At 62.4% G+C, this 19,650-nt stretch carries 29 protein-coding genes and 2 tRNA genes; 17 read left to right on the top strand and 14 right to left on the bottom strand.

All coding sequences use genetic code 11. From position 1 onward, the window contains the following. Nucleotides 1–15 precede the first annotated feature (15 nt). The 9 genes from H0241_RS15790 (at nucleotide 16) to H0241_RS15755 (ending at nucleotide 3,954) form a co-directional block, all read left to right on the top strand. A complete protein-coding gene (locus H0241_RS15790) occupies nucleotides 16–249 on the top strand; it encodes a DUF3310 domain-containing protein (protein WP_181058591.1) in 234 nt (77 codons plus the stop codon). Continuing rightward, on the top strand, nucleotides 242–931 hold the full coding sequence (gene thyX, locus H0241_RS15785; RefSeq protein WP_328824701.1) for an FAD-dependent thymidylate synthase: 690 nt from the start codon (nucleotides 242–244) through the stop codon (nucleotides 929–931). Before H0241_RS15790 ends, thyX begins: the two co-directional genes overlap by 8 nt. A 231-nt stretch (nucleotides 932–1,162) precedes the next feature. Next, the gene (locus H0241_RS15780; protein WP_181058590.1) at nucleotides 1,163–1,372 is read left to right on the top strand and encodes a hypothetical protein; all 210 of its coding nucleotides are present in this window, start codon (nucleotides 1,163–1,165) and stop codon (nucleotides 1,370–1,372) included. After that, nucleotides 1,369–1,593 carry a hypothetical protein gene (locus H0241_RS15775; protein ID WP_181058589.1) on the top strand — a complete coding sequence of 75 codons (225 nt, stop codon included), beginning with the start codon at nucleotides 1,369–1,371 and terminating at the stop codon, nucleotides 1,591–1,593. The genes H0241_RS15780 and H0241_RS15775 overlap by 4 nt, the downstream gene beginning before the upstream one ends. 88 nt (nucleotides 1,594–1,681) lie before the next feature. After that, the gene (locus tag H0241_RS15770) at nucleotides 1,682–1,915 is read left to right on the top strand and encodes a hypothetical protein (protein ID WP_210284946.1); all 234 of its coding nucleotides are present in this window, start codon (nucleotides 1,682–1,684) and stop codon (nucleotides 1,913–1,915) included. Further along, a complete protein-coding gene (locus H0241_RS15765; RefSeq protein WP_181058587.1) occupies nucleotides 1,912–2,091 on the top strand; it encodes a hypothetical protein in 180 nt (59 codons plus the stop codon). The genes H0241_RS15770 and H0241_RS15765 overlap by 4 nt, the downstream gene beginning before the upstream one ends. After that, nucleotides 2,088–2,588 (top strand): hypothetical protein, encoded by a 501-nt coding sequence (locus H0241_RS15760; protein WP_181058586.1) that lies wholly within the window; start codon nucleotides 2,088–2,090, stop codon nucleotides 2,586–2,588. Before H0241_RS15765 ends, H0241_RS15760 begins: the two co-directional genes overlap by 4 nt. Next, nucleotides 2,588–2,833, top strand: a complete 246-nt coding sequence (locus H0241_RS35640; RefSeq protein ID WP_235984301.1) for a helix-turn-helix transcriptional regulator — start codon at nucleotides 2,588–2,590, stop codon at nucleotides 2,831–2,833. The genes H0241_RS15760 and H0241_RS35640 overlap by 1 nt, the downstream gene beginning before the upstream one ends. After that, nucleotides 2,833–3,954, top strand: coding sequence for a tyrosine-type recombinase/integrase (locus tag H0241_RS15755; RefSeq protein WP_181058585.1), 1,122 nt, complete (start codon nucleotides 2,833–2,835; stop codon nucleotides 3,952–3,954). Before H0241_RS35640 ends, H0241_RS15755 begins: the two co-directional genes overlap by 1 nt. A 57-nt stretch (nucleotides 3,955–4,011) precedes the next feature. On the opposite strand, the gene H0241_RS15750 is transcribed toward H0241_RS15755, so the two are convergent. The 10 genes from H0241_RS15750 to H0241_RS15705 form a co-directional block, all read right to left on the bottom strand. Further along, a tRNA-Phe gene (locus H0241_RS15750) sits at nucleotides 4,012–4,087 on the bottom strand. Between the two features lie 292 nt (nucleotides 4,088–4,379). Then, nucleotides 4,380–4,571: a DNA gyrase inhibitor YacG gene (gene yacG / locus H0241_RS15745; protein WP_181058584.1), complete on the bottom strand. Its 192-nt coding sequence runs from the start codon at nucleotides 4,569–4,571 to the stop codon at nucleotides 4,380–4,382. After that, the gene (locus H0241_RS15740) at nucleotides 4,568–5,194 is read right to left on the bottom strand and encodes a Maf-like protein (protein WP_181058583.1); all 627 of its coding nucleotides are present in this window, start codon (nucleotides 5,192–5,194) and stop codon (nucleotides 4,568–4,570) included. Before H0241_RS15740 ends, yacG begins: the two co-directional genes overlap by 4 nt. Before the next feature lie 18 nt (nucleotides 5,195–5,212). Next, on the bottom strand, nucleotides 5,213–5,431 hold the full coding sequence (infA, locus tag H0241_RS15735) for a translation initiation factor IF-1 (protein ID WP_006200926.1): 219 nt from the start codon (nucleotides 5,429–5,431) through the stop codon (nucleotides 5,213–5,215). 97 nt (nucleotides 5,432–5,528) lie between these two features. Then, nucleotides 5,529–5,978 (bottom strand): arsenate-mycothiol transferase ArsC, encoded by a 450-nt coding sequence (locus H0241_RS15730; RefSeq protein ID WP_181058582.1) that lies wholly within the window; start codon nucleotides 5,976–5,978, stop codon nucleotides 5,529–5,531. Between the two features lie 123 nt (nucleotides 5,979–6,101). Next, nucleotides 6,102–6,587, bottom strand: coding sequence for a UPF0262 family protein (locus H0241_RS15725; RefSeq protein WP_181058581.1), 486 nt, complete (start codon nucleotides 6,585–6,587; stop codon nucleotides 6,102–6,104). A 6-nt stretch (nucleotides 6,588–6,593) separates the two neighbouring features. Continuing rightward, nucleotides 6,594–7,886 (bottom strand): histidinol dehydrogenase, encoded by a 1,293-nt coding sequence (gene hisD, locus H0241_RS15720; RefSeq protein ID WP_181058580.1) that lies wholly within the window; start codon nucleotides 7,884–7,886, stop codon nucleotides 6,594–6,596. 111 nt (nucleotides 7,887–7,997) lie between these two features. Further along, the gene (locus H0241_RS15715; RefSeq protein ID WP_181058579.1) at nucleotides 7,998–8,432 is read right to left on the bottom strand and encodes a DUF2948 family protein; all 435 of its coding nucleotides are present in this window, start codon (nucleotides 8,430–8,432) and stop codon (nucleotides 7,998–8,000) included. 279 nt (nucleotides 8,433–8,711) lie between these two features. Then, nucleotides 8,712–10,004, bottom strand: a complete 1,293-nt coding sequence (murA, locus tag H0241_RS15710) for a UDP-N-acetylglucosamine 1-carboxyvinyltransferase (protein WP_181058578.1) — start codon at nucleotides 10,002–10,004, stop codon at nucleotides 8,712–8,714. A gap of 142 nt (nucleotides 10,005–10,146) precedes the next feature. Next, nucleotides 10,147–10,323: a hypothetical protein gene (locus H0241_RS15705; RefSeq protein WP_181058577.1), complete on the bottom strand. Its 177-nt coding sequence runs from the start codon at nucleotides 10,321–10,323 to the stop codon at nucleotides 10,147–10,149. A 149-nt stretch (nucleotides 10,324–10,472) separates the two neighbouring features. Here H0241_RS15705 and H0241_RS15700 point away from each other — a divergent pair. Further along, nucleotides 10,473–10,547 (top strand) — tRNA-Thr (locus tag H0241_RS15700). A gap of 385 nt (nucleotides 10,548–10,932) precedes the next feature. Beyond that, the gene (locus H0241_RS15695; RefSeq protein ID WP_142869763.1) at nucleotides 10,933–11,226 is read left to right on the top strand and encodes a GYD domain-containing protein; all 294 of its coding nucleotides are present in this window, start codon (nucleotides 10,933–10,935) and stop codon (nucleotides 11,224–11,226) included. A 182-nt stretch (nucleotides 11,227–11,408) separates the two neighbouring features. Here H0241_RS15695 and H0241_RS15690 read toward each other — a convergent pair whose 3' ends face one another. Together H0241_RS15690 and H0241_RS15685 are read right to left on the bottom strand one after the other, a co-directional pair. Continuing rightward, a complete protein-coding gene (locus tag H0241_RS15690; RefSeq protein ID WP_181058576.1) occupies nucleotides 11,409–11,966 on the bottom strand; it encodes an ester cyclase in 558 nt (185 codons plus the stop codon). Between the two features lie 135 nt (nucleotides 11,967–12,101). Then, a complete protein-coding gene (locus tag H0241_RS15685; RefSeq protein WP_210284945.1) occupies nucleotides 12,102–12,623 on the bottom strand; it encodes an NADPH-dependent F420 reductase in 522 nt (173 codons plus the stop codon). Nucleotides 12,624–12,707: 84 nt separating this feature from the next. Between H0241_RS15685 and H0241_RS15680 the strand changes: the two genes are divergently transcribed. Further along, nucleotides 12,708–13,667 (top strand): LysR family transcriptional regulator, encoded by a 960-nt coding sequence (locus H0241_RS15680; RefSeq protein ID WP_181058575.1) that lies wholly within the window; start codon nucleotides 12,708–12,710, stop codon nucleotides 13,665–13,667. A gap of 16 nt (nucleotides 13,668–13,683) precedes the next feature. Here the strand turns inward: H0241_RS15680 and H0241_RS15675 are convergent, their stop codons facing one another. Next, on the bottom strand, nucleotides 13,684–14,232 hold the full coding sequence (locus tag H0241_RS15675; RefSeq protein WP_181058574.1) for a DUF6314 family protein: 549 nt from the start codon (nucleotides 14,230–14,232) through the stop codon (nucleotides 13,684–13,686). Between the two features lie 553 nt (nucleotides 14,233–14,785). Between H0241_RS15675 and H0241_RS35410 the strand changes: the two genes are divergently transcribed. Continuing rightward, on the top strand, nucleotides 14,786–15,082 hold the full coding sequence (locus H0241_RS35410; RefSeq protein ID WP_210284944.1) for a hypothetical protein: 297 nt from the start codon (nucleotides 14,786–14,788) through the stop codon (nucleotides 15,080–15,082). Between the two features lie 24 nt (nucleotides 15,083–15,106). On the opposite strand, the gene H0241_RS15665 is transcribed toward H0241_RS35410, so the two are convergent. Further along, nucleotides 15,107–15,880: an SDR family NAD(P)-dependent oxidoreductase gene (locus H0241_RS15665; protein ID WP_181058573.1), complete on the bottom strand. Its 774-nt coding sequence runs from the start codon at nucleotides 15,878–15,880 to the stop codon at nucleotides 15,107–15,109. A gap of 87 nt (nucleotides 15,881–15,967) precedes the next feature. Here H0241_RS15665 and H0241_RS15660 point away from each other — a divergent pair, with 87 nt between their 5' ends. The 4 genes from H0241_RS15660 (at nucleotide 15,968) to H0241_RS15645 (ending at nucleotide 19,649) form a co-directional block, all read left to right on the top strand. Beyond that, on the top strand, nucleotides 15,968–16,288 hold the full coding sequence (locus tag H0241_RS15660; RefSeq protein WP_181058572.1) for a caspase family protein: 321 nt from the start codon (nucleotides 15,968–15,970) through the stop codon (nucleotides 16,286–16,288). After that, complete coding sequence (locus tag H0241_RS15655) at nucleotides 16,279–16,647, top strand: hypothetical protein (RefSeq protein WP_181058571.1); 369 nt, start codon at nucleotides 16,279–16,281, stop codon at nucleotides 16,645–16,647. Before H0241_RS15660 ends, H0241_RS15655 begins: the two co-directional genes overlap by 10 nt. 159 nt (nucleotides 16,648–16,806) lie before the next feature. After that, a complete protein-coding gene (locus H0241_RS15650) occupies nucleotides 16,807–18,201 on the top strand; it encodes a multicopper oxidase family protein (protein ID WP_181058570.1) in 1,395 nt (464 codons plus the stop codon). A 131-nt stretch (nucleotides 18,202–18,332) separates the two neighbouring features. Further along, nucleotides 18,333–19,649 (top strand): NAD(P)H-dependent oxidoreductase, encoded by a 1,317-nt coding sequence (locus H0241_RS15645; RefSeq protein ID WP_181058569.1) that lies wholly within the window; start codon nucleotides 18,333–18,335, stop codon nucleotides 19,647–19,649. The last annotated feature ends 1 nt before the right edge of the window (nucleotide 19,650 follow it).

The raw sequence follows: 19,650 nt of genomic DNA, 5'->3' as shown, positions 1-19,650 counted from the left end.
AAAAGTGAAACCGCTATGTCGAACAAATCGCAGGCAGAAGCCGTCAACCATCCTGCACATTACGGTGGCGCCGACAATCCCTATGAGGCGATCAAGGTCATTGAGGCTTGGGGTCTCGGCTTCTGCCTCGGCAACACCGTCAAATACATCTCGCGCGCCGGCAAGAAGGACGCCGTCGTCCAGGACCTGAAAAAGGCGCGCTGGTACCTCGATCGAGAAATTTCCAACCTGGAGAAAAGCAGTGGATAAGATCGACGTCCTCGATCACGGCTTCGTTCGCCTTGTCGACCACATGGGCGGCGACCTCTCCGTCACCCGCGCGGCGCGCGTCAGCTATGATGCCGCATGGCGCGCCGGCGACGATGAAGGCAGCGACGCCAGGCTGATCCGCTACCTCTGGAAAAACAAGCACACCTCGCCGTTCGAGGCCGTCGAATTCCAGTTCGAAGTCAAGGCGCCGATTTTCGTCTTCCGGCAATGGCACCGCCACCGCACATGGTCGTTCAATGAGCTATCGGCGCGGTACCGGGAGTTGCCGGAGGTCTTCTATGTGCCGGACCCCGCCCAGATCGGCGTCCAGTCTACCTCGAGCAAGCAGGCCCGCGACATCGATGAGACCGACGGCAAGGCTCTTGTCGATCGCCGCGTCGAGGCCTCCATGTTGCGCCAGCACTGCGAGCAGGCCTTCGCGCTATACCGCGAACTGCTCGACAAAGGCTGGCCGCGCGAGCTGGCTCGATCGGTACTGCCGGTCAACACCTACAGCCACATGTTTGCGAAGATCGACCTTCGGAACCTCCTCGGCTTCCTCGATCTACGGCTGGACCCCCACGCCCAGTTTGAGATCCGCGTCTACGCCGAGGCGATGCGAGATCTCGCGCGCGCCGTAGCGCCGGTCTGCATCGGGGCATGGGAGTCCGGGCGTGGCTGATCGCTCATCCTCTCCCGAGGTTCGCAACCCACTCCTGGCGCTGCCAGCGATGCAGCGCCTTTGTCGGCGTGCGCCCGAGGAGCGGACAGTTCTCGCTGACCTCCTCCGCGAGTTGTCGATCGACGCGCGCGGGCGGGCGGAGGAAAGCTGGCGCCGGCACAAGGCGCCGATGGCGGCATACTGGAAGGCCGTCAGCGTCTACGCCGGTCACCTCGCTCGGGCGGTGCGGCCATGACTTACTTCTATCGATGGGATCGCCATGGCCGCAAAGGCCAGCGGTGCAAGGTGACGGCGCGCTCTGGCGTCGCTCTCTGCGGCCTTGGCCCCCCACTGGTTGTGTTCGGTGAGCCCGGCATCAAGCGCTTCAACTCGATCCGCGTCACCTTCGCCGATGGTTTCACCATGGTCACCAGCGGCAACGCCATTCGGAGGGCCTCATGACCGACGCCGTCCTCACCCGCCTCCGCGCCGGCGAGCGTCTCCACCAGCAGATCGTCGACGGCCGCCGGCAGTGGTGGTTCGACGAACCGTTCCAGGACGTCCCCGACGCCGTCGTGGTGGCGATCCGCGCAAGCGGTGAGTTCGCGCTGAAGGAGGCCGGCGACAGCCTATTCGGCCTGCCCGACAATTCGCAGACGTGGGGGGGGGGTAGCCGTGTCTGAGCGCGTTCCCTGCATCAATCCGCGCTGCCGGCGCACGTTCAAGCCAGACCAAGGTGGCGGTGAGATCATCTGCGGGAAATGCTTCCGATTGCTGCCGGAGACGACCCGCAAGGAACATCGCGGCTTCTGGCGCCAGATCAGAAAGTGGGACCGGCGCATCGCTCGCACCTCTGACGAACTGAAGATCTTTCGGATGCGGGCGATCCGCGAGCGAGTCTCCATCAAGCTCAGTACGCATTGGGATGCCTACATCAAGGCGCCCTTGCTGGCGCCGGATAAGCCGGCCGGGCTGGAAACCTTTCTTGAGGAGGTCGGGCTGTGAGCAAACGCAAGACCGACTTCCGGTCTCTGAAGGCGCGTCGTGAGGGCGCCATGGCCCGTCCTGAGCTGCGCGGTGCCAACCAGACGACGGTCCTTGTCGACGACGCTGCGATCGAGGAAGCGATCAAGGCGGGCCGATATACCAAATTGCCGGCGCAGAAGCGGGGACGCAAATGAACCCAACGTTGATCCACCGCTTCACCATCCCACTCCACCAGGCGATCGAACAGCTGGTCGGCAAGGAGGCCACCGACGGTGAAGGCTACATTGTCGACATCGATGGCGACGAGCTGATCATCGATATCCTTGGGCCAGCCAATACCACCTTCCGCATCGGCGCCTATGAATACACCATCGAAGGCCGCGGCGAGGCCGCTTCTGATGAGGTCGCGGAAATTAACACGCCAGCCGAAACGCCGGCGGAACCACCACCACGGAAGGGCGGTCCGCTGGCGCAGCGCGCCGCGATCGCCTGTGGTGAAAAGGGCTTCTGGACCTTCATCCTGAAGCGGTATCACGTGGGTGTTGGGTCAGCCGACGAGGCAGCCGCCTGGCTTAAGACGCAATGTGGCATCAGCAGCCGTGTCGACCTCGACCATGAAGAGGTTGCAGCCGGGATCTACCGCGAGATCGACAAGCTCTACCGGCTTTGGCTGGAAGGCTTCGACGTCTAATGGGCAAGCGGCAGCACGTCCTCCCACCATCGCTGGCGCCACGCGGTTTGTCGCGGCTCGAAGCCGCGGAATATGTCGGGGTGGGCCCGACATTGTTTGACGAAATGGTCCAAGATGGACGGATGCCACGGCCGAAGGCTATAAATAGCAGGACCGTATGGGATCTCCGCGCCGTCGATCGAGCCTTCGATCTGCTGCCAGGTGGGGGCAACGACAGCGGCGGGGAGTGGGACGTCGAGACCTGATGCCGAGGAAGTTCGCACAGAAATATATCGTAGAGGACCACACCGATGGCGTCCTCCGGTTCTATTTCCGACGTGGCAAGGCGAAGAAAATCCCGTTGCCCGGTGTTCCCGGCACCGACGAGTTCAACACGGTCTATTACCAGGCGCTGCGCGGCGAGATCAAAATTGAGGCCACCGGGCCGAAGCTCGCCGGCAAGGGAACATTCCGCTGGCTCTGCGAGCAATATTATGCGTCAGCCGAGTTCAAGCACCTCGATCCGAAGACACGGCAGGTCCGCCGGTTGATTCTCGAATCCTGCTGGGCGGAGCCGACGAAGCCGGGTGGCTCAAAACTGTTCGAGGATATGCCGCTGCCGGTCTTCACTGCAAAAGCGGTGCGCGCGCTTCGCGACCGCAAGGCTGATCTGAAGGAAGCCGCCAACGGCCGCATCAAGGCGTTGCGCCAAGTCTTCAAATGGGCATGCCTGCCCGAGGTCGATCTGGTCACCGTCAACCCCGCGCGTGATATCGCCTACTTCAAGTCCGGGTCCGAAGGCTTCCATTCATGGACGATCGAGGAAGTCGAGCAGTTCGAGAAGCGCCATCCTGTCGGCACCAAGGCGCGCTTGGCACTCGACCTGCTGCTCTACACTCTGCAGCGCCGCAGCGATGTCGTGCTGTTCGGGAAACAGCACGTCCGCAAGGGCGTGCTGCATTTCACACAGTACAAGGGCCGGAACAGAAAACCGATCTCGCTTGAGATTCCGATCCATCCCAATCTACAGTTCACCATCGACAACAGCCCGTGCGGGGATCTGACGTTTCTTGTCACGGAGTTCGGCCGGGGCTTCACAGGAAACGGTTTTGGCAACTGGTTCCGGAAGAGGTGCGATGAGGCCGATCTGCCGCAATGTAGCGCGCACGGTCTCAGGAAGGCGGCGTCGAGCCGTATGGCGGACCGCGGCGCCACCGAACACCAGATCATGTCGATGACAGGCCATCAGACATCGAAAGAGGTGACGCGCTACACCAAGGCGGCGCGGCAAAAGGTCATCGCGAAAAGCGCGGTGAACCTGCTCGCTGACCCCGATATCGGCGAGGAAAACGAGAACAAAAGTGTCCAGAAAAACGGGGTGGTGTGAGACGGCTGGACAAAACGAGGGGAAAAACCTCGTAGAATCAACGGGCCTGAAAGGTGCTGGTGCCCAGAGGCGGATTCGAACCACCGACACGCGGATTTTCAGTCCGCTGCTCTACCAACTGAGCTATCTGGGCCTCGCCGGCAAACGAGATATCGCTGACCGGATTTCAGGAAAGCGCCGTGGGCACCCCTTGAAAGCGCGTGGGTTATAGCACGGGAATCCGGCCTGTCCAGCGCCTAAGCGCCGATTTTCCGGGGCAATTGTCGCGGACACGTGACGGGGTTCGATCGGCGTCGGCAAAGCAGCAATTGCACTGGTCGGCAAAGTGAATTGTCCCGGCCTGCGCCGCCCCTCATCCGCCTGCCGGCACCTTCTCCCCGTGAACGGGGCGAAGGGGGAATGGCTGCAATGCTGCCGCCCAAACTCTACTTCGGCTCGTCTGCCTCATCCTCATCATCGCGCGCGGTGATGACATAGGCGCCTTTCAGCCAGCGGTTGAGGTCGATGTCCTTGCAGCGCTTCGAACAGAAGGGATAGGTGTCGCGCGCCGATGGCTTGCCGCATTCGGGGCAAGGGCGCTTCGGGCGCAGCGGCGTGACCTTGTCGTCCAGGCTCATGGCCGCGCGGTGTGCCAGCTGGTGTGGATCTTGAAGCCTTCGCCCGAAAGCAACGCCACCGTCTCGTAGAGCGGCAGGCCGACGATGTTGGTGTAGGAACCGACCAGCTTGACGACGAAGGAACCGGCCAGGCCCTGCACAGCATAGCCGCCGGCCTTGCCGCGCCATTCGCCCGACGCAACATAGGCGTCGATCTCCTCGCGCGGCAGCCGCTTGAAGCGAACCCTCGATTCAACCAGCCTTTGGCGCAGTTTGCCGCCCGGCGTGATCAGGCAGATGCCGGAATAGACCCGGTGCGAACGGCCGGACAACAGCCCGAGGCAATTGGCGGCGTCATCCAGCGTCTCGGCCTTGGGCAGGATGCGGCGTCCCACAGCGACCACCGTATCGGCGGCCAGCACGAAGCCCGGCGCATAGTCTTCCTCGCCTTTCAGCGAGGCCAGCGCCTTCTCGGCCTTTTCCTTCGACAGCCGCTTGGCCAGCGAGCGCGGATGTTCAGCGCGCAGCGGCGTTTCGTCGACATCGGCCGGCAGCACGCGGTCCGGCTCGATGCCGGCCTGCTGCAACAGTTCGATCCGACGCGGTGAACCAGAAGCAAGCACCAGCTTTTGCAAAATGCTCATTCTGGTTACAGCCGGCTGTTACTTGAAACGGTAGGTGATGCGGCCCTTGGTCAGGTCATAGGGCGTCATCTCGACCAGGACCTTGTCGCCGGTCAGCACGCGGATGCGGTTCTTGCGCATGCGGCCGGCCGTATGGGCGATGATTTCGTGTTCGTTTTCGAGCTTCACCCGGAACATCGCGTTCGGCAACAATTCCGTCACGACACCCGGAAACTCGAGGACTTCTTCCTTCGGCATTCGATACCTTTGCTTGGATGGCAGTTCCGGCGTCCTGGAGCGCCCAGGCCGGAATTTCGGCGGAACCTATATGATAATCGTTCGCTTGTGAACACGCTTAATCCGCCGCGTTTTTTGCCTTTGGAAGCAGAAAACGTCTAGATATCCGCGCTTTCAGCCGTTCGCGCACGTCGCGATAGGCGGCCATGATCTGCTCGCGCCTGCCGCCGGCATCGGTCGGGTCTGGCATCGGCCAGTATTCGACGTCGACGGCGAGCGAGCGGGTGAGTTCGAGCGCGGCATGGTGCGCCTCCGGCGCCAGCGTGACGATCAGGTCGAAATAGTCGTCCTCGAGATCGTCCATTGCTCTCGGCTGGCGCTCGCCCAGCGTCAGGCCTTCTTCGGCCAGCACCGCATCGACAAACGGATCGCGCTCGCCCCTGTGCAAGCCGGCAGAGGCAACGAAAGTGGCCGGCGGCAGCATGCGCCGCGCCAGCTGCTCGGCCATCGGCGAGCGCACGGCGTTCATGCCGCACAAAAACAGGATAGAGCGGGGCGCCGCAGCCACTAGAGCATGATCCCGAAAAGTGGGAACCGGTTTTCTCGGACAAAACGGAAACCGTTTTGTCCAGAGATCATGCTCCAGCAAAGAGTTAGATCAGGATGGCGATTCAACGAAACGTCATCCTGATCACCCCCGCCAGTGCAGCACGCAGACCAGCGTGAAAAGCCGTCGCGCCGTGTCGAAGTCGATGTCGATCTTGCCGGCAAGCCGGTCCATCAGCGTCTGCGAGCCCTCATTGTGCAGACCGCGCCGGCCCATGTCGATCGCCTCGATATGGCTCGGCGTGGAGGAGCGGATGGCGTCGTAATAGCTTTCGCAGATCAAATAGTAGTCCTTGACGATGCGCCTGAGCGGCGTCAGCGACAGGATGTGGGTGACGACGGCCGCACCATCCTCGCGGGCGACCGCAAACACCAGCCGGGATTCGGCCAGCGACAGTTTTAGCCGATAGGGACCGGCGCCGTCATCATTGACCGGCTGAAAGCTGTTTTCCTCGATCAGGTCGAAGATCGCGACCGCGCGCTCATGTTCGACATCGGGCGTCGAACGGCCGATCGATTCGTCGAGTTCGACGTCGATCAGTCTTGCGCGGATTGGATCGCCGTCCGCCATCGCCGCCTACATGTTCAGCCGGATGGCGACGGAGCGGCCATGCGCGTCGAGGCCTTCCGCCTTGGCCAGCGCAATCGCCGCCGGCGCCAGCGCCCTCAGCTGCTCCGGCCCGAGCTTCAGGATCGAGGTGCGCTTGACGAAATCGAGCACCGACAGGCCCGACGAGAACCGCGCCGAACGCGCCGTCGGCAGCACATGGTTGGAGCCGCCGACATAGTCGCCGATGACTTCGGGCGTATGGCGGCCAAGAAACACTGCGCCTGCATTGCGCATTTTCGCCAGGAAACCCTCGGCATCGTCGATGGCAAGCTCGACATGCTCGGCGGCGATGCGGTCGACCAGTGGCAGCGACGCCTCGATGGTCTTCACCAGGATCACGGCGCCGAAATCGCGCCAGCTGGCGGCTGCCGTCTCGGCGCGCGGCAGGCTCTGCAGCTGGCGCTCGACCGCCTGTTCGACGGCCTTGCCAAACGCGGGATCGTCGGTGATCAGGATCGACTGTGCCGACACGTCATGCTCGGCCTGGGCCAGAAGATCGGCGGCGATCCAGTCGGGATCGTTGCTGCCGTCGGCGACGACCAGCACTTCCGACGGGCCGGCGATCATGTCGATGCCGACCGTGCCGAACACCTGGCGCTTGGCGGCCGCGACATAGGCATTGCCGGGCCCGACGATCTTGGCGACCGGCTGTATTGTTTCGGTGCCATAGGCAAGGGCCGCGATCGCCTGCGCGCCGCCGACGCGATAAATCTCTGAAACGCCAGCCATGTCGGCCGCCACCAGCACCAGCGGATTGATGACGCCGCCCGGCGCCGGCACGACGATGACGATGCGCTCGACGCCGGCCACCTTGGCCGGCACGGCATTCATCAGCACCGAGCTCGGATAGCTCGCCGTGCCGCCGGGCACATAGAGCCCGACCGCCTCGATCGCCGTCCAGCGCGATCCCAGCTCGACGCCGGCGGCATCGGTATAGCGATCGTCCTTGGGCATTTGTCGTTCGTGATGGGATCGGATGCGGTCACGGGCAAACTTCAGCGCCTCGACCGTGTGCGGATCAGCTTCTTTGTAGGCCTGAGCGATATCGTCCCTGGAGACGGCAATGCCGAGCCTGTCGAGGTCGGCACGGTCGAATTTCCTGGAATAGTCGATCAGCGCCGCATCGCCCTCGGCGCGCACGCGCGCAATAATGGCGCGCACGGTGGTGTCGACGTCCTCCGACACTTCCCGCTTGGTGGTCAGGAAGGCGGCGAAACGCTGTTCGAAACCGGCGTCGGACTGGCGGAGCGTGATGGCCATCGGCTGCGCTCTAGATCATGGTGAGATTTCGTTGAAATCTCACCATGATCTAACCTTTTGTTGGAGCATGATCTTTTCCAAAAACCGGTACCCACTTTTTGGGATCATACTCTAGCCCCTGTGCAGCGGACGTGAGGTGGCTTCCCACGCGCCGCCTATATCGGCAAGCCGCGCCTCGATGCATTCGACGTCGAGCATGATCGCGCCGCCGCCGGAAAAGACCAGCTCGACAATGCCTGCCGGCTTGCTGATCTCGACAAAGCTGATTGCCAAGAGCGACAGCACCTCGGCCGGCCGGTCGCGGGCAATGCCGCTGGTTTTGGCGCCGAGCACGCGGTCGAAATGCAGCACCGCCTGGCGCCGCTCATTGTGCTGGCTGAACAGCCCGGACTTGGCCTCCCAGACGAAGCGGTTCATGGTCAGCAGGAAACGCTTGGCCGAAGGCAGGTATTCGAGGTCTGAGACCTTCATCACGGCGTCCTGGACGTGGGCCGAGACGATGCTCAGATCCTGATCGTCGAGCGCAATGAGTTTGAGGGCTGCCATTCCGGATGCACACCTGAAAGTTGGTTTCAGCCTTCTGTTAGGCGGTCTTGGCGATCCGTGCAACCGCGCCAATGGCTGCAGGTTTGCGCTGCCCCTCATCGCCCTGCTGGGCACTTCTCCCCGTATAGTGACGGGGAGAAGGACGCCTTCACCAAGGATTTCGCTAACATCTGGTGTTGCAGAAAGAGAGCCGACACTGCGGGCAGCCCCTTCTCCCCGTCACTATACGGGGAGAAGATGTCGGCAGGCAGATGAGGGGCGGCGCCGCCCTTGCGAAATCTACGCCGAAATCCGCTCGATCACCGCGCCGCAGTTGGAGAGCTTTTCTTCCAGCCGCTCAAAACCGCGGTCGAGGTGGTAGACGCGGTTGACCGTCGTCTCGCCTTCGGCCGCGAGACCGGCAATGACCAGCGACACCGAAGCGCGCAGGTCGGTCGCCATGACCGGTGCGCCCTTCAGCTTCGACACACCGTCGACGATCGCCGTCTGGCCCGACAGCGTGATGTGGGCGCCGAGACGGGCCAGCTCCTGCACGTGCATGAAGCGGTTTTCGAAGATGGTCTCGGTGATGCGCGACTTGCCCTTGGCCATGGTCATCAGGCCCATGAACTGCGCCTGCAGATCGGTCGGGAAGGCCGGGAAGGGCGCCGTCATCACGTCGACCGGCGAAATGCCGGCGCCGTTGTGCCGCACGCGGATGCCGGAATTGGTCGGCGTGATTTCGGTGCCGGTCTGCGCAATCACGTCCAGCGCGGTCTGCAGCAGCTCGGGGCGGGCACCTTCCAGCACCACGTCGCCGCCAGTCATGGCCACCGCCATGGCATAGGTGCCGGTCTCGATGCGGTCGGGGATGACGCGAACGCGCGCGCCCGACAGCGATTCGACGCCGTCGATGGTGATGGTCGGCGTGCCGGCGCCGGAGATCCTGGCGCCCATGGCGTTGAGGCATTCTGCGAGGTTGACGATCTCGGGCTCGCAGGCGGCGTTTTCCAGCACCGTTTCGCCCTTGGCGAGCGCCGCCGCCATCATCAGCACATGGGTGGCGCCGACCGAGACTTTCGGGAAGATATAACGGTTGCCGACAAGGCGGCCATTCCTGGTCTTGGCCAGCACATAGCCGGTGTCGACATCGATGTCGGCGCCCAGCGCCTGCAGGCCTTCGAGGAACAGATCGACCGGCCGCGTGCCGATGGCGCAACCGCCGGGCAGCGACACTTTCGCCTCGCCCATGCGGGCCAGCAGCGGGCCGATCACCCAGAACGACGCCCGCATCTTCGACACCAGCTCGTAAGGCGCGGTGGTGTCGACGATGTTGCGGGCCGAGAAATTGATGGTGCGCGAATAGCCTTCATTCTGCTTTTCGCGGCGGCCGTTGACCGAATAGTCAACGCCATGATTGCCGAGGATGCGGATCAGCTGCTCGACATCGGCCAGATGCGGCACGTTTTCCAGCGTCAGCGTGTCGTCGGTGAGCAGCGACGCGATCATCAGCGGTAGGGCTGCGTTTTTCGCGCCCGAAATCGGAATGCTTCCGGCGAGCTTGTTGCCGCCGACAATTCTGATGCGATCCATGAGAGAATGTCCCCTCGGCCCGAAAGGCCGGTTTTCGTCAGTTTGAGTATCGGCCCGTCTAGACCATTGGCCGGCTTGGTTCAAGAAATAGGATTTCTTGGCCCCTTTGGCCAAGGTGGCGGCCCAGTGTGGCCGATATCGGTCAGTCCTTGTGCATTTTTTCAGCAGTCGGCAGGCCTTCTGGCCGCTTGTCGGGCTCACCGGTGCGCCGCGAACGCGCCTGCGTCTTGCGCTTCATGAGATTGGCGCGCAACTGCTCTGCCAGCCGATCCTTGCGGCTGGTCCCGCCTTTTTTCGGTGGAATTGCCGTGTCGTTCATTATTTTGTCCCATCCGGCGGCCAGGCGGCCCGCCGTTCAGGGATAGCTAGCATTGTGGCGCCGGCTTGTCAGCGAAACTTGTCTGGCAAAGCCTTTCACAGATGCCTTGCGCTTGCCGGTTCGATATGGCAGAAGCCCCGCCATCAGCGGCTGCGGTAGCTCAGTGGTAGAGCACTCCCTTGGTAAGGGAGAGGTCGAGAGTTCAATCCTCTCTCGCAGCACCAGCCTATCTCCCTGAAATCATTGAAGCCCTTGATTTGCAAGGCATTGCATCCATTGTCTTGTTACAAAATTCGTAACAAATGGTTGCAAGCGTCATGGCCGGAGCCAATCGGTATTTCTTATTCCGCGACGGCCGCTACTACGCTCGGCCGGTCATTCCGAAGGACCTTCGTCCTGCCATGGCAGGAAAGACGTAACTTCGAACGCCCCTCCGAGCTGACCGCCGCGCCGCGCTGAAGAAACTTCCCGGGGGCAGTCGCGACCATCCAACGGCGATCATGGCCTTCCTTGCCCAAGTGGTTCGCGCACCTGACTCGTGTTATCGTATTTCCGGGAGACGGCGGACGCGCCGTGAGTGCCCGCCCGCTCCCACCATGGGAGGAACAAATGGCTTATTACGTATTGCTGTCAAATTTCACAGATCAAGGCATCAAGAGCATAAAGGATACTCAGAAACGTGCTGAGGCCTTCAAGGCGATGGCCAGCAAGAACGGCATCAAGGTTCACACCCTGTTGTGGACGCTTGGTCAACATGATGTTGTGGCGATTGCCGAAGCCGACGACGACATTGCTGCGACCGCACTTGCCTTATCGATCGCATCGCTAGGCAACATCAGAACCCAGACATTGAGAGCGTTCGACGCGGCGGATATGGCCAAGATAATGGCAAAGATGGCCTGACCGCCGCTGTGCTGCCTTGCGCAGACGATTGAAGCCGACCGCTGAGCCGAACGGCGGCAGGCCTGTCTGTTTTCCATGAAGCGAAACCCCGGCAGAGCCGGGGTTTCTTGAGGGACGTTCTACTCTCTACGCATGGGGCCTCACACTCTCCGACCGGATCTACGAGGTCATGACCTCGTGATCTACTTGCCTAGGCCAAGCTGTTTCGTCAGGTCCTGGTTGTCCCAGAACAGCCATTCGTGATCCATGGTGCCGTTCTTCCAGTGGCCGATGGTCACCATGCCGAGCGCGTAGCGTTTGCCCGTGGGCTGGATGGCGCCGCCATCAGCCGTCGGCATCGGCTTTGTGAATGTACCCGACATCACGCCTTGCGCGGTGGTCCACGTTCCCGAACCGAAGCGGATCGGATGCTCCTTGATCGCGGTATCGGGAGCCCACACGAACAGGGTCTTGAGGTCCGCTATGTGCTTTTCGATCCCCTTGGTCTCATGGCCATCGGGCCAGGTCACCACGATATCCTTGGAATGGCTTTCGCCCAGGCGATCCCATTTCTGGTTCGAGAACACGTCGAAGTCGAGCGTATCGAATATCTTGAGGTTGTTCTCGACCTCGGGTGCCTGGACTTCCGGGGCTGGCGCCGGCGTGGCCGGGTTTTCCCAAAGCGTATCGGCGCCTGCACTTGTGGCGAGAAGGCCGGTCACGGCAAGGGCGAGAGCGGATTTGGCGATGAAGTTGTTCATGGCAGTTGTCCTTGTTGGTTCACGGTGAGGGTCAGGCGGCAGCGACGAAGGTCGGCGAAATCGCCGTGCCGAGGCCCGCGCCGTAGGCCAGGTAGATGTTGAGACCGGCCAGCGGCTCAAGATAACGGGCGTTTTTCAACGGGCCGGCATCGACAACCGAGAAGCCCATGGATGCCGTAAGCTTGGTGACGGTGGCCTTGGCGTCCCGTCGTCCGAGGCCAGGAAAACGGTAGCCTTGCCGCCGCCCGGAAGAGCCGCTCCGGCATCGAGCAACTGCGCAAAGATGGTGTTGAAGCCCTTCACCAGCCGTACGCCGGGAACTGCTGTGGCGATTTCTTCGGCGCTCGACGTCGAATAACCGATGGTCAGGCCCATATAGTCCGGGGTCAGCGGGTTGGTGATGTCGACGACGATCTTGCCGTCGAGCTTGCCGGCGGCCTTGAGGGCGGGAACGGCATCGCCGGCTCCTGTCGCCAGGATGATGATTTCGGCTTCACCGAGTTTGGCAGGGTCGATCACAACCGCGCCATGGGTCTTCGCGACAGCTTCGGCGGAGGCTGCATTGCGGCTGGAAACAGTGACGGAATGACCAGCCTTGGAGAGCTGCTTGACGAAGGACGAGCCCATATTGCCCGATCCGATAACCGCGACTTTCATGATGGCATCTTTCGATTTGAGGGTTGAACCGGCGCCACCAGCGGCGCCTTGGTGGAGTGGTATTCAACTTGATAATCGAGATAAATGGCGATAAAGGAAGATTGTTACGGAAAATGGAATAATGATGCGATGGATCTGATCAGGGCGATGCAGGTGTATGTGGCCGTGGTGGAGGCACGCAGCCTGGTCGCCGCCGCCGCCAAGCTGGACACCTCCAACGCCGCCGTCTCACGCCATGTCGCCGCCCTGGAAGACCATCTCAGCACAAGGCTGCTCAACCGCACGACGCGCCGCCTGTCCATGACCGATGCCGGTCAGCAGTTCTTCGGCCGGGCGCAGCAGATCCTGAGCGACGTCGCCGAAGCCGAAGCGATCGCCGGCGAAAGTGCCACGTCACCGTCCGGCCTGTTGCGGATCAGCGCGCCGCTTTCCTTCGGCATCATCAGGCTGTCGAAATGGCTGCCGGGGTTCATTGTCCGCCACCCGGATCTGCGCCTCGACGTCGACCTGACCGACCGAATGGTCGATCTCGCCACCGAGGGCGTCGACGTTGCCCTGCGCATCGGGCTGCAACCGGCAACGACCAACGTCATCTCCCGACGGCTGGCACCCGTGGCCATGGTGATTTGTGCTTCCCCGGACTATCTCAAGCGGCACGGCTGCCCCGCTGTGCCTTCCGATCTCACGCACCACCAGACGCTTAGCTACTCCTACCTATCGACAGGTGAGAGCTGGAACCTGGTTGACCGGCAAGGCCAAGCAACATCGGTGCGCGTCAGTCCAATCGTTCGCGCCAACAACGGCGATGTCCTGCGCGAGCTCGCCGTTCAAGGCCTCGCCATCGTCCTGGGCCCGTCATTCATCGTCGATGATGATATTGCCACCGGCAGACTGGTGCCGATCCTGGAGGGCTGGAGCATGACGGGCTTCAGTCTCTACGCAATCTATCTCAGCCGGAAATTCCTGCCTGCGAAAGTCCGGGTCTTTATCAATTACCTGGAAGAGGTTTCGCGCGTCCAATCTCAGGAATCCTTGAAATCATAGCCGGCGACATGCCGGCCTATGGCCGATCTCCGGCATCTAGGCGACGAAACCGGCTGAGGCTCGCGTAATTCTTCCGCGGACCCTTGACCCGCCACGCCTCGGCCCATTCGTCGGGGCCGCGAAACAAGAAGCGCCCGGCATAGACATCGGCGCCGCAATGATGCTGGACGTTCTGTGTTGCCTTCGGCTCGAGCTCGATGAATTCGCTGCCGTCGGCACGAAGTATCACGATTAAGTGGCCGCGCCGCTCGAGCTTGTAGGCTCTACTCGCCGGCATCGCATGAGCGCCGATTTGCATGACGCCGCGCTCGGTGAATGCATTAGCGGTCACGACGGCGTTGCCGGTGAATTTGTACGACGTACGGGCAAGGAAATCGATCATCGTGCGGCGGACCGTCCAGGCGCAGGCAAGGCTGTCGGCAATGCTCTGCCATGGCTTGGCGCCGCCTGCACCTTCGGTCAAATAGATGCGATCCACATTATGCCCGTAACAATACAGCGCTTCGCTTCGTGTCATGGATAGCATTAAAGGCCCGGACAGCGTCGGGCAAAGCCATTCGACCATGACGCCTATCAGCGTCGTGAGAATGGCGGCTGGCTTCGTTTCAGAACGGCCGTTTGATAATGGGCTTCAGCCTTGCACGGCGGCATGCGGGACGTGCCGCATCCGAGCTCATGGCACGGTGTTCGACGATCGCAAGTCGTTCCTGGCCACTCGTGTCTTCGCTTCAGCCCGCGTTCAGCGGAAAAGTTCCTGGTCTGGAGTGAACAAACTCACAGTCTGGAAGCAACATTTCTCTGTAGCAATCGAGATCGGCAACACATCATTGTCGATGCACTCGAATTTATTGATGTATTGCGCAACGATCTTAACAGGGCAGGGAGGGCGAAATGGCTAAGAATTGGGAGTTGAGAATTACGCGGACCGGCGAGCAGACAAGGAGCCCGAAGCGCAGAACAGTCGGGAAGTACGAAGTCTTTCACGACGGCGTCAAAGTAGCCGGTCTTTCCGGCGTGACTGCCGAAACGAAGGGGCCAGGCGATACGGAACTGCCGGCAACAATCGTTGTGTCGAGGCCGGCACCTACAATCTGTTCACGCAAGCCGGTGCCAAATATGTGACGATCGGTTACACCTCGAACGTCAATCCGGCCGCGCTCAAGCGCCCCGGCCTGCTGCTGTCGCCGACCGGCAAACGGGTCGGGATCCTGATGCATCCGGGTCGCGGCTTCCTGTCGTCGATCGGCTGCATCAATCCGGCGACGAAGCTTGCAATCGCTACCGACGACATCAACTTTGTCGACAGCCGCAAGCGCGTCATTGCCATCATCGACGACATGAAGGCGTTTCTTGGCGCGTCCTTCCCGGGCAGCAACGGCGTCAAGATCCCGAACGCGACGATCGTGATCAAATAAGCAATTCCAGGCACGGCCGGCGATTCACGCCACCGACCAGCCGCCATCGACAAGGATGTTGGCGCCGGTGATCAGCGAGGCCGCCGGCGACGCCAGGAACACCACGGTTCCCGCGACGTCGATCGGGTCGCCGATGCGGCCGAGCGGGATGTGGCCCAGCACATGCGCGTGGAAATCCGCCTCGGCCAGCGAGGGCCGCGTGCCGTCGGTCCAGATGAAGGTCGGCGCCACGCTGTTGACGGCTATTCTGTGCTGCGCCCATTCCGCCGCCAAGCAGCGGGTCAAATGATTGATCGCCGCCTTGCTCATGCAGTAAATCGCTTCGCCCTTCAGCGTCACCGTGCCGGCCTGCGAGCTGATGTTGATGATGCGCCCGGATTTTTGCGCGATCATCAGCTTTGCCACCGCCTGGGTGGTGAAGAACGTGCCCTTGAGGTTGACGTTCACCGTCAGGTCGAAATCTTCCTCGGTGACATTCTCGGCTAGGTTTTCCGGCCCGAGCCCGACATTGTTGACCAGAACGTCGATGCGGCTGAAGGCGGCGTGCGCCTCGGCGACGGCCTTTCGCACCGTGGCGAGATCGGTCAAGTCCATCTCCACCGCCAGCGCCCGCCGGCCGATGCGCTCGATCTCGGAGACGAGGTCCGCCCCGTCGGCCTTGCTGCGAACGCCGACGATCATGTCGGCGCCGGAGCCGGCGCAGGCGAGCGCACAGGCGCGGCCGATACCACGCGAGGCGCCGGTAACCAGCACCACCTTGCCGGCCAGATCGAATTTCGGCGTGTAATCCGTTGTCATCGCAAACCTCCCGTGAATGCCCGTCAGGCCGGAACTGTCGTACCCGGCGGCCATGCTGAACACTACCGGCTCGCAAGCTGAAAGCCAGTGGGCGCCGCGCCTATCATCGTGCTGCTCGACGCCTGCCGCAACGATCCGTTTCCGCCCGGCACGCTGCTGAAGCTGGCACCAGGTGACAAGGGCAAGCCGATCAGCGCCGGCGGTCTCGGCGAAATGCGCGGTGTGGTTTCCCTGAAGGCCGGCGGCGAGGCCAAGGGGTCGGCCGATGACAGCCTTGGCCAGGTCATCAGCTTTGCCGCCGAACCCGGCAAGGTGGCGCTGGACGGTCCGACCGACGGCAACAGCCCCTATGCAGCGGCGATCTGCGCCATATCGGCGGTGAGGAATTCGGCACCGTTTTGCGCATGATCGGCGAGGAGGTCTATCTCAAGACCAACGGCCAGCAGCGGCCGTGGGTGAATGAAAGCCTGCGCCGGCTGCTCTATTTCGGCACGCCCGCCGAGCAGCCGAAAGGCGAGGAAGGCGACATCCTCCGCGAGCGGCGCCAGTTGCTGCTGACCATCTCGACGCTGCCCGATCCGGAGCGCCGGCAGATCGAAACCATCTCGCGCGACGGTGGCGTACCGATGGACGCGCTCTACGCCATGTTGAAAGCGCTTGGCGTTGACATCCCCAAGGACCCGGCTGAGCTCGACAAATACGATCTCGCTGCCGGCTCTGAAAAGAACCTTGCCGAAGCACAGGCGCTGCTGGCCGAGCTGAACTGACACGCAAGCGCCGCAGCCGGCATGCGGACGAATGGCAGCCGGCCCGGCGTTCACGCCACAGTGCAAACAAATGTCATCTGGCTCGCCATGGCATGACAAAGATGCGATGTGGCAGTATCGGCTTTTGCGCCGGCAATGTTCTTTCCGTTGGAGCCTGCAATGACCCTACTCACCCGCCGCAGGCTTTTGAAAACGGCTGCGGTTGCCGGCGTGGGCGGCATCGGGCTTGGAGCCATGGGCCGGCTCGGCGGCTGGGCAGCGGCCACGCCCGAGCCGGTGGTGCTCAAGACGGCAAAGATCCAGGCGAAGTTCATGGATGTCGGCCAGACCAGGGACGTGCTGACCTATGGTGTATCCGGAATGCCGCCGGTGCTGCGGATGAAAAAGGGCGAGCCCTTCGCCGCGCGGCTCGTCAACGGAATCGACGATCCGACGACGATCCACTGGCACGGCATCCGCGTCCCAAACAAGATGGACGGCGTCCCCTTCCTGGTCCAGCCCTATGTCTATACCGGCGATCACTTCGACTACGCCTTCACGCCGCCCGATGCCGGCACCTTCTGGTATCACCCGCATTGCAACACGCTGGAGCAGATGGGCCACGGCCTGACCGGCGTGATCGTCGTCGAAAATCCCGCCGATCCGAAATTCGATGCCGAAGCGGTCCTCAATCTGCGCGACTGGCGGCTTGGCGACGACGCCCAGTTCATCCAGCAATTCCGCCCGCGCGATGCCGCGAAAACCGGCACCTACGGCACTGTGCGCACCGCCAACTGGCTCGATCAGCCGCAATCTGACGCGCCGGCCGGCGGGCTGGTGCGGCTGCGGGTTGCCATCACCGACGTCACCCGCATCTACGCCTTTCGCGTCGAGGGCGCAGAAGCCGCGGTCATCGCGCTCGACGGCAATCCGGTGCCGCAGCGTTTTTCGCCCGATGCCTTGCTGCTTGGGCCGGGACAGCGCATGGAGCTCGCCATCCGCATGCCGGATGAGGAGGGCGCGATCGTCAGCCTGGGCGATGTCAGGGGCACCAAGCCCAAAACCCTGGCTACCTTGCGGGCGACAGGGAGCTCGCTCAAACGCGATCTGCGCGACCTCGCGCCCCTGGAGATCAATCCGGTGGCGGAGGTGGATCTCGGCAGCGCGAAACACATTGCCCTGTCGCTCAGCGCCACGGCGGAAAACGTCCCGAGCGATGGCATATGCGGCTCGCTCGGCTACAGCTTCTGGGCCATCAACAAGGTGCCGTGGCCAGGCGACACGCCGGACCCGACCGCCCCTTTGGCCGAACTGAAGCTTGGCAAGAGCTATGTCATCGACATGGAGAATCTGACGCCGCAATCGCATCCTATGCATCTGCACGGCATGAGCTTCAAGGTGCTGTCGTCCTCGACCCGCCAGGTGCAGCCTGTCATTTCCGACACCTATCTCATCCAGCCCAATGAGAAGGTGCAACTCGGCTTCGTCGCCGACAATCAAGGCGACTGGCTGCTGCACTGCCACATCATCGAGCACCAAAAAACCGGCATGACGAGCTACGTCAGGGTGGTTTGACGACGCACCTGTTCCTGCTCGACCGGGCGTATTGTCTGAGAAATTGCCGCTGTCCGCCGGTTTCGTTGGCAAAGCAGGGCCGTTCCCTGCTATTCCGCCTGCAAATCAAGAAATTGCGGACACGCTTGCATATGACCAATGTCGCCCTGACCGGACTGGCCCGCGATCTCGCCAGGCGCGCCGCCGAAGGCCGCCCGGTACGCATCGGCATCATCGGCTCCGGCGAAATGGGCACCGACCTGGTCACGCAAGGCATGCTGATGCCGGGCATCGAGGTCTGCGCCATCTCGACGCGCCGCCCGCACACGGCGCGTGACGCCATCCGCGTTGCCTATGGCGACGAGGCGATGGCGGTCGAGGCCGAGGCCGCGTCGAAAGTCACCGCGGCGATCGAGGCCGGAAAAATCGCCATCACCTCGAACGAGATGCTGGTCACCAATCCGCTGATCGACGTCGTCATCGACGCCACCGGGAAACCCGGCGTCGCCGCCGATTTCGACCTGAAGGCGATGGAACACGGCAAGCATCTGGTGATGATGAATGTCGAGGCCGACGTCACCATCGGCTGTTATCTCAAGCAGCAGGCCGACCGGCTCGGCGTCGTCTATTCGGTGGGCGCAGGCGACGAGCCGTCGAGCTGCATGGAGCTGATCGAGTTCGCCTCTGCGCTCGGCTACACCATCGTCTCGGCCGGCAAGGGCAAGAACAATCCGCTCAACCACGATGCCGTGCCGGACGACTATCGCGAGGAAGCGATCCGCCGCAATATGAACCCGCGCATGCTGGTCGAGTTCGTCGACGGCTCGAAAACCATGGTCGAGATGTGCGCCATCGCCAATGCCACCGGCCTGGTGCCGGATGTGCCAGGCATGCATGGCCCGAAGGCCGACCGCGACCAGCTGGCCAAGGTGCTCATTCCACGCGCCGATGGCGGCATTCTGTCGAAGAAGGGCGTCGTCGATTACACGATCGGCAAGGGTGTGGCGCCCGGCGTCTTCGTCATCGTCGAAGCGACGCATCCGCGCATCGTCGAGCGCATGGACGATCTGCATATCGGCCACGGCCCCTATTACAGCTTCTTCAGGCCCTATCATTTGACCTCGCTGGAAGTGCCGCTGACGGCGGCGCGCATCATGCTCTACGGCCGGCCCGACATGGTGCCGCTGCCAAAGCCGGTCGCCGAAGTCTGCGCGGTCGCCAAGCGTGATCTCGCCGCCGGCGAGACCTTCGATGCCATTGGCGAGACCTGCTACCGCTCCTGGACCATGACCGTTGAAGAGGCCCGCGCCCACCGGGCGGTGCCGGTCGGCCTGCTTGAGGGCGGCAAGGTGCTGAAACCGGTCAGGAAGGGCGAATTGCTAACTGCGAACAACGCCACGCCCGACCAGACGACAAGGCTATACGCCTTGCGCAAGCTGCAGGACGAGATGCTGTACGGGGTCGGTTGAG

This window comes from Mesorhizobium neociceri, from assembly GCF_013520985.1.
GTDB classification, from domain to species: Bacteria; Pseudomonadota; Alphaproteobacteria; order Rhizobiales; family Rhizobiaceae; genus Mesorhizobium; species Mesorhizobium neociceri.
The sequence above is the reverse complement of the archived record's forward strand: the minus strand, read 5'-3'. Positions and strand labels throughout refer to the sequence as shown.

Coding starts and splice junctions, on each gene's coding strand:
- H0241_RS35640 (WP_235984301.1), top strand. CDS start 2,588: ATGGGCAAGCGGCAGCACGTCCTCCCACCATCGCTGGCGCCACGCGGT.
- H0241_RS15685 (WP_210284945.1), bottom strand. CDS start 12,623: ATGAAAGTCGCGGTTATCGGATCGGGCAATATGGGCTCGTCCTTCGTC.
- H0241_RS15705 (WP_181058577.1), bottom strand. CDS start 10,323: ATGAACGACACGGCAATTCCACCGAAAAAAGGCGGGACCAGCCGCAAG.
- H0241_RS15675 (WP_181058574.1), bottom strand. CDS start 14,232: ATGGTCGAATGGCTTTGCCCGACGCTGTCCGGGCCTTTAATGCTATCC.
- H0241_RS15645 (WP_181058569.1), top strand. CDS start 18,333: ATGACCAATGTCGCCCTGACCGGACTGGCCCGCGATCTCGCCAGGCGC.
- H0241_RS15725 (WP_181058581.1), bottom strand. CDS start 6,587: ATGGCGGACGGCGATCCAATCCGCGCAAGACTGATCGACGTCGAACTC.
- H0241_RS15680 (WP_181058575.1), top strand. CDS start 12,708: ATGGCGATAAAGGAAGATTGTTACGGAAAATGGAATAATGATGCGATG.
- murA (WP_181058578.1), bottom strand. CDS start 10,004: ATGGATCGCATCAGAATTGTCGGCGGCAACAAGCTCGCCGGAAGCATT.
- H0241_RS15715 (WP_181058579.1), bottom strand. CDS start 8,432: ATGGCAGCCCTCAAACTCATTGCGCTCGACGATCAGGATCTGAGCATC.
- H0241_RS15665 (WP_181058573.1), bottom strand. CDS start 15,880: ATGACAACGGATTACACGCCGAAATTCGATCTGGCCGGCAAGGTGGTG.
- H0241_RS15690 (WP_181058576.1), bottom strand. CDS start 11,966: ATGAACAACTTCATCGCCAAATCCGCTCTCGCCCTTGCCGTGACCGGC.
- H0241_RS15790 (WP_181058591.1), top strand. CDS start 16: ATGTCGAACAAATCGCAGGCAGAAGCCGTCAACCATCCTGCACATTAC.
- yacG (WP_181058584.1), bottom strand. CDS start 4,571: ATGAGCCTGGACGACAAGGTCACGCCGCTGCGCCCGAAGCGCCCTTGC.
- H0241_RS15760 (WP_181058586.1), top strand. CDS start 2,088: ATGAACCCAACGTTGATCCACCGCTTCACCATCCCACTCCACCAGGCG.
- hisD (WP_181058580.1), bottom strand. CDS start 7,886: ATGGCCATCACGCTCCGCCAGTCCGACGCCGGTTTCGAACAGCGTTTC.
- H0241_RS15740 (WP_181058583.1), bottom strand. CDS start 5,194: ATGAGCATTTTGCAAAAGCTGGTGCTTGCTTCTGGTTCACCGCGTCGG.
- infA (WP_006200926.1), bottom strand. CDS start 5,431: ATGCCGAAGGAAGAAGTCCTCGAGTTTCCGGGTGTCGTGACGGAATTG.
- H0241_RS15650 (WP_181058570.1), top strand. CDS start 16,807: ATGACCCTACTCACCCGCCGCAGGCTTTTGAAAACGGCTGCGGTTGCC.
- H0241_RS15775 (WP_181058589.1), top strand. CDS start 1,369: ATGACCGACGCCGTCCTCACCCGCCTCCGCGCCGGCGAGCGTCTCCAC.
- H0241_RS15755 (WP_181058585.1), top strand. CDS start 2,833: ATGCCGAGGAAGTTCGCACAGAAATATATCGTAGAGGACCACACCGAT.
- H0241_RS15780 (WP_181058590.1), top strand. CDS start 1,163: ATGACTTACTTCTATCGATGGGATCGCCATGGCCGCAAAGGCCAGCGG.
- H0241_RS15695 (WP_142869763.1), top strand. CDS start 10,933: ATGGCTTATTACGTATTGCTGTCAAATTTCACAGATCAAGGCATCAAG.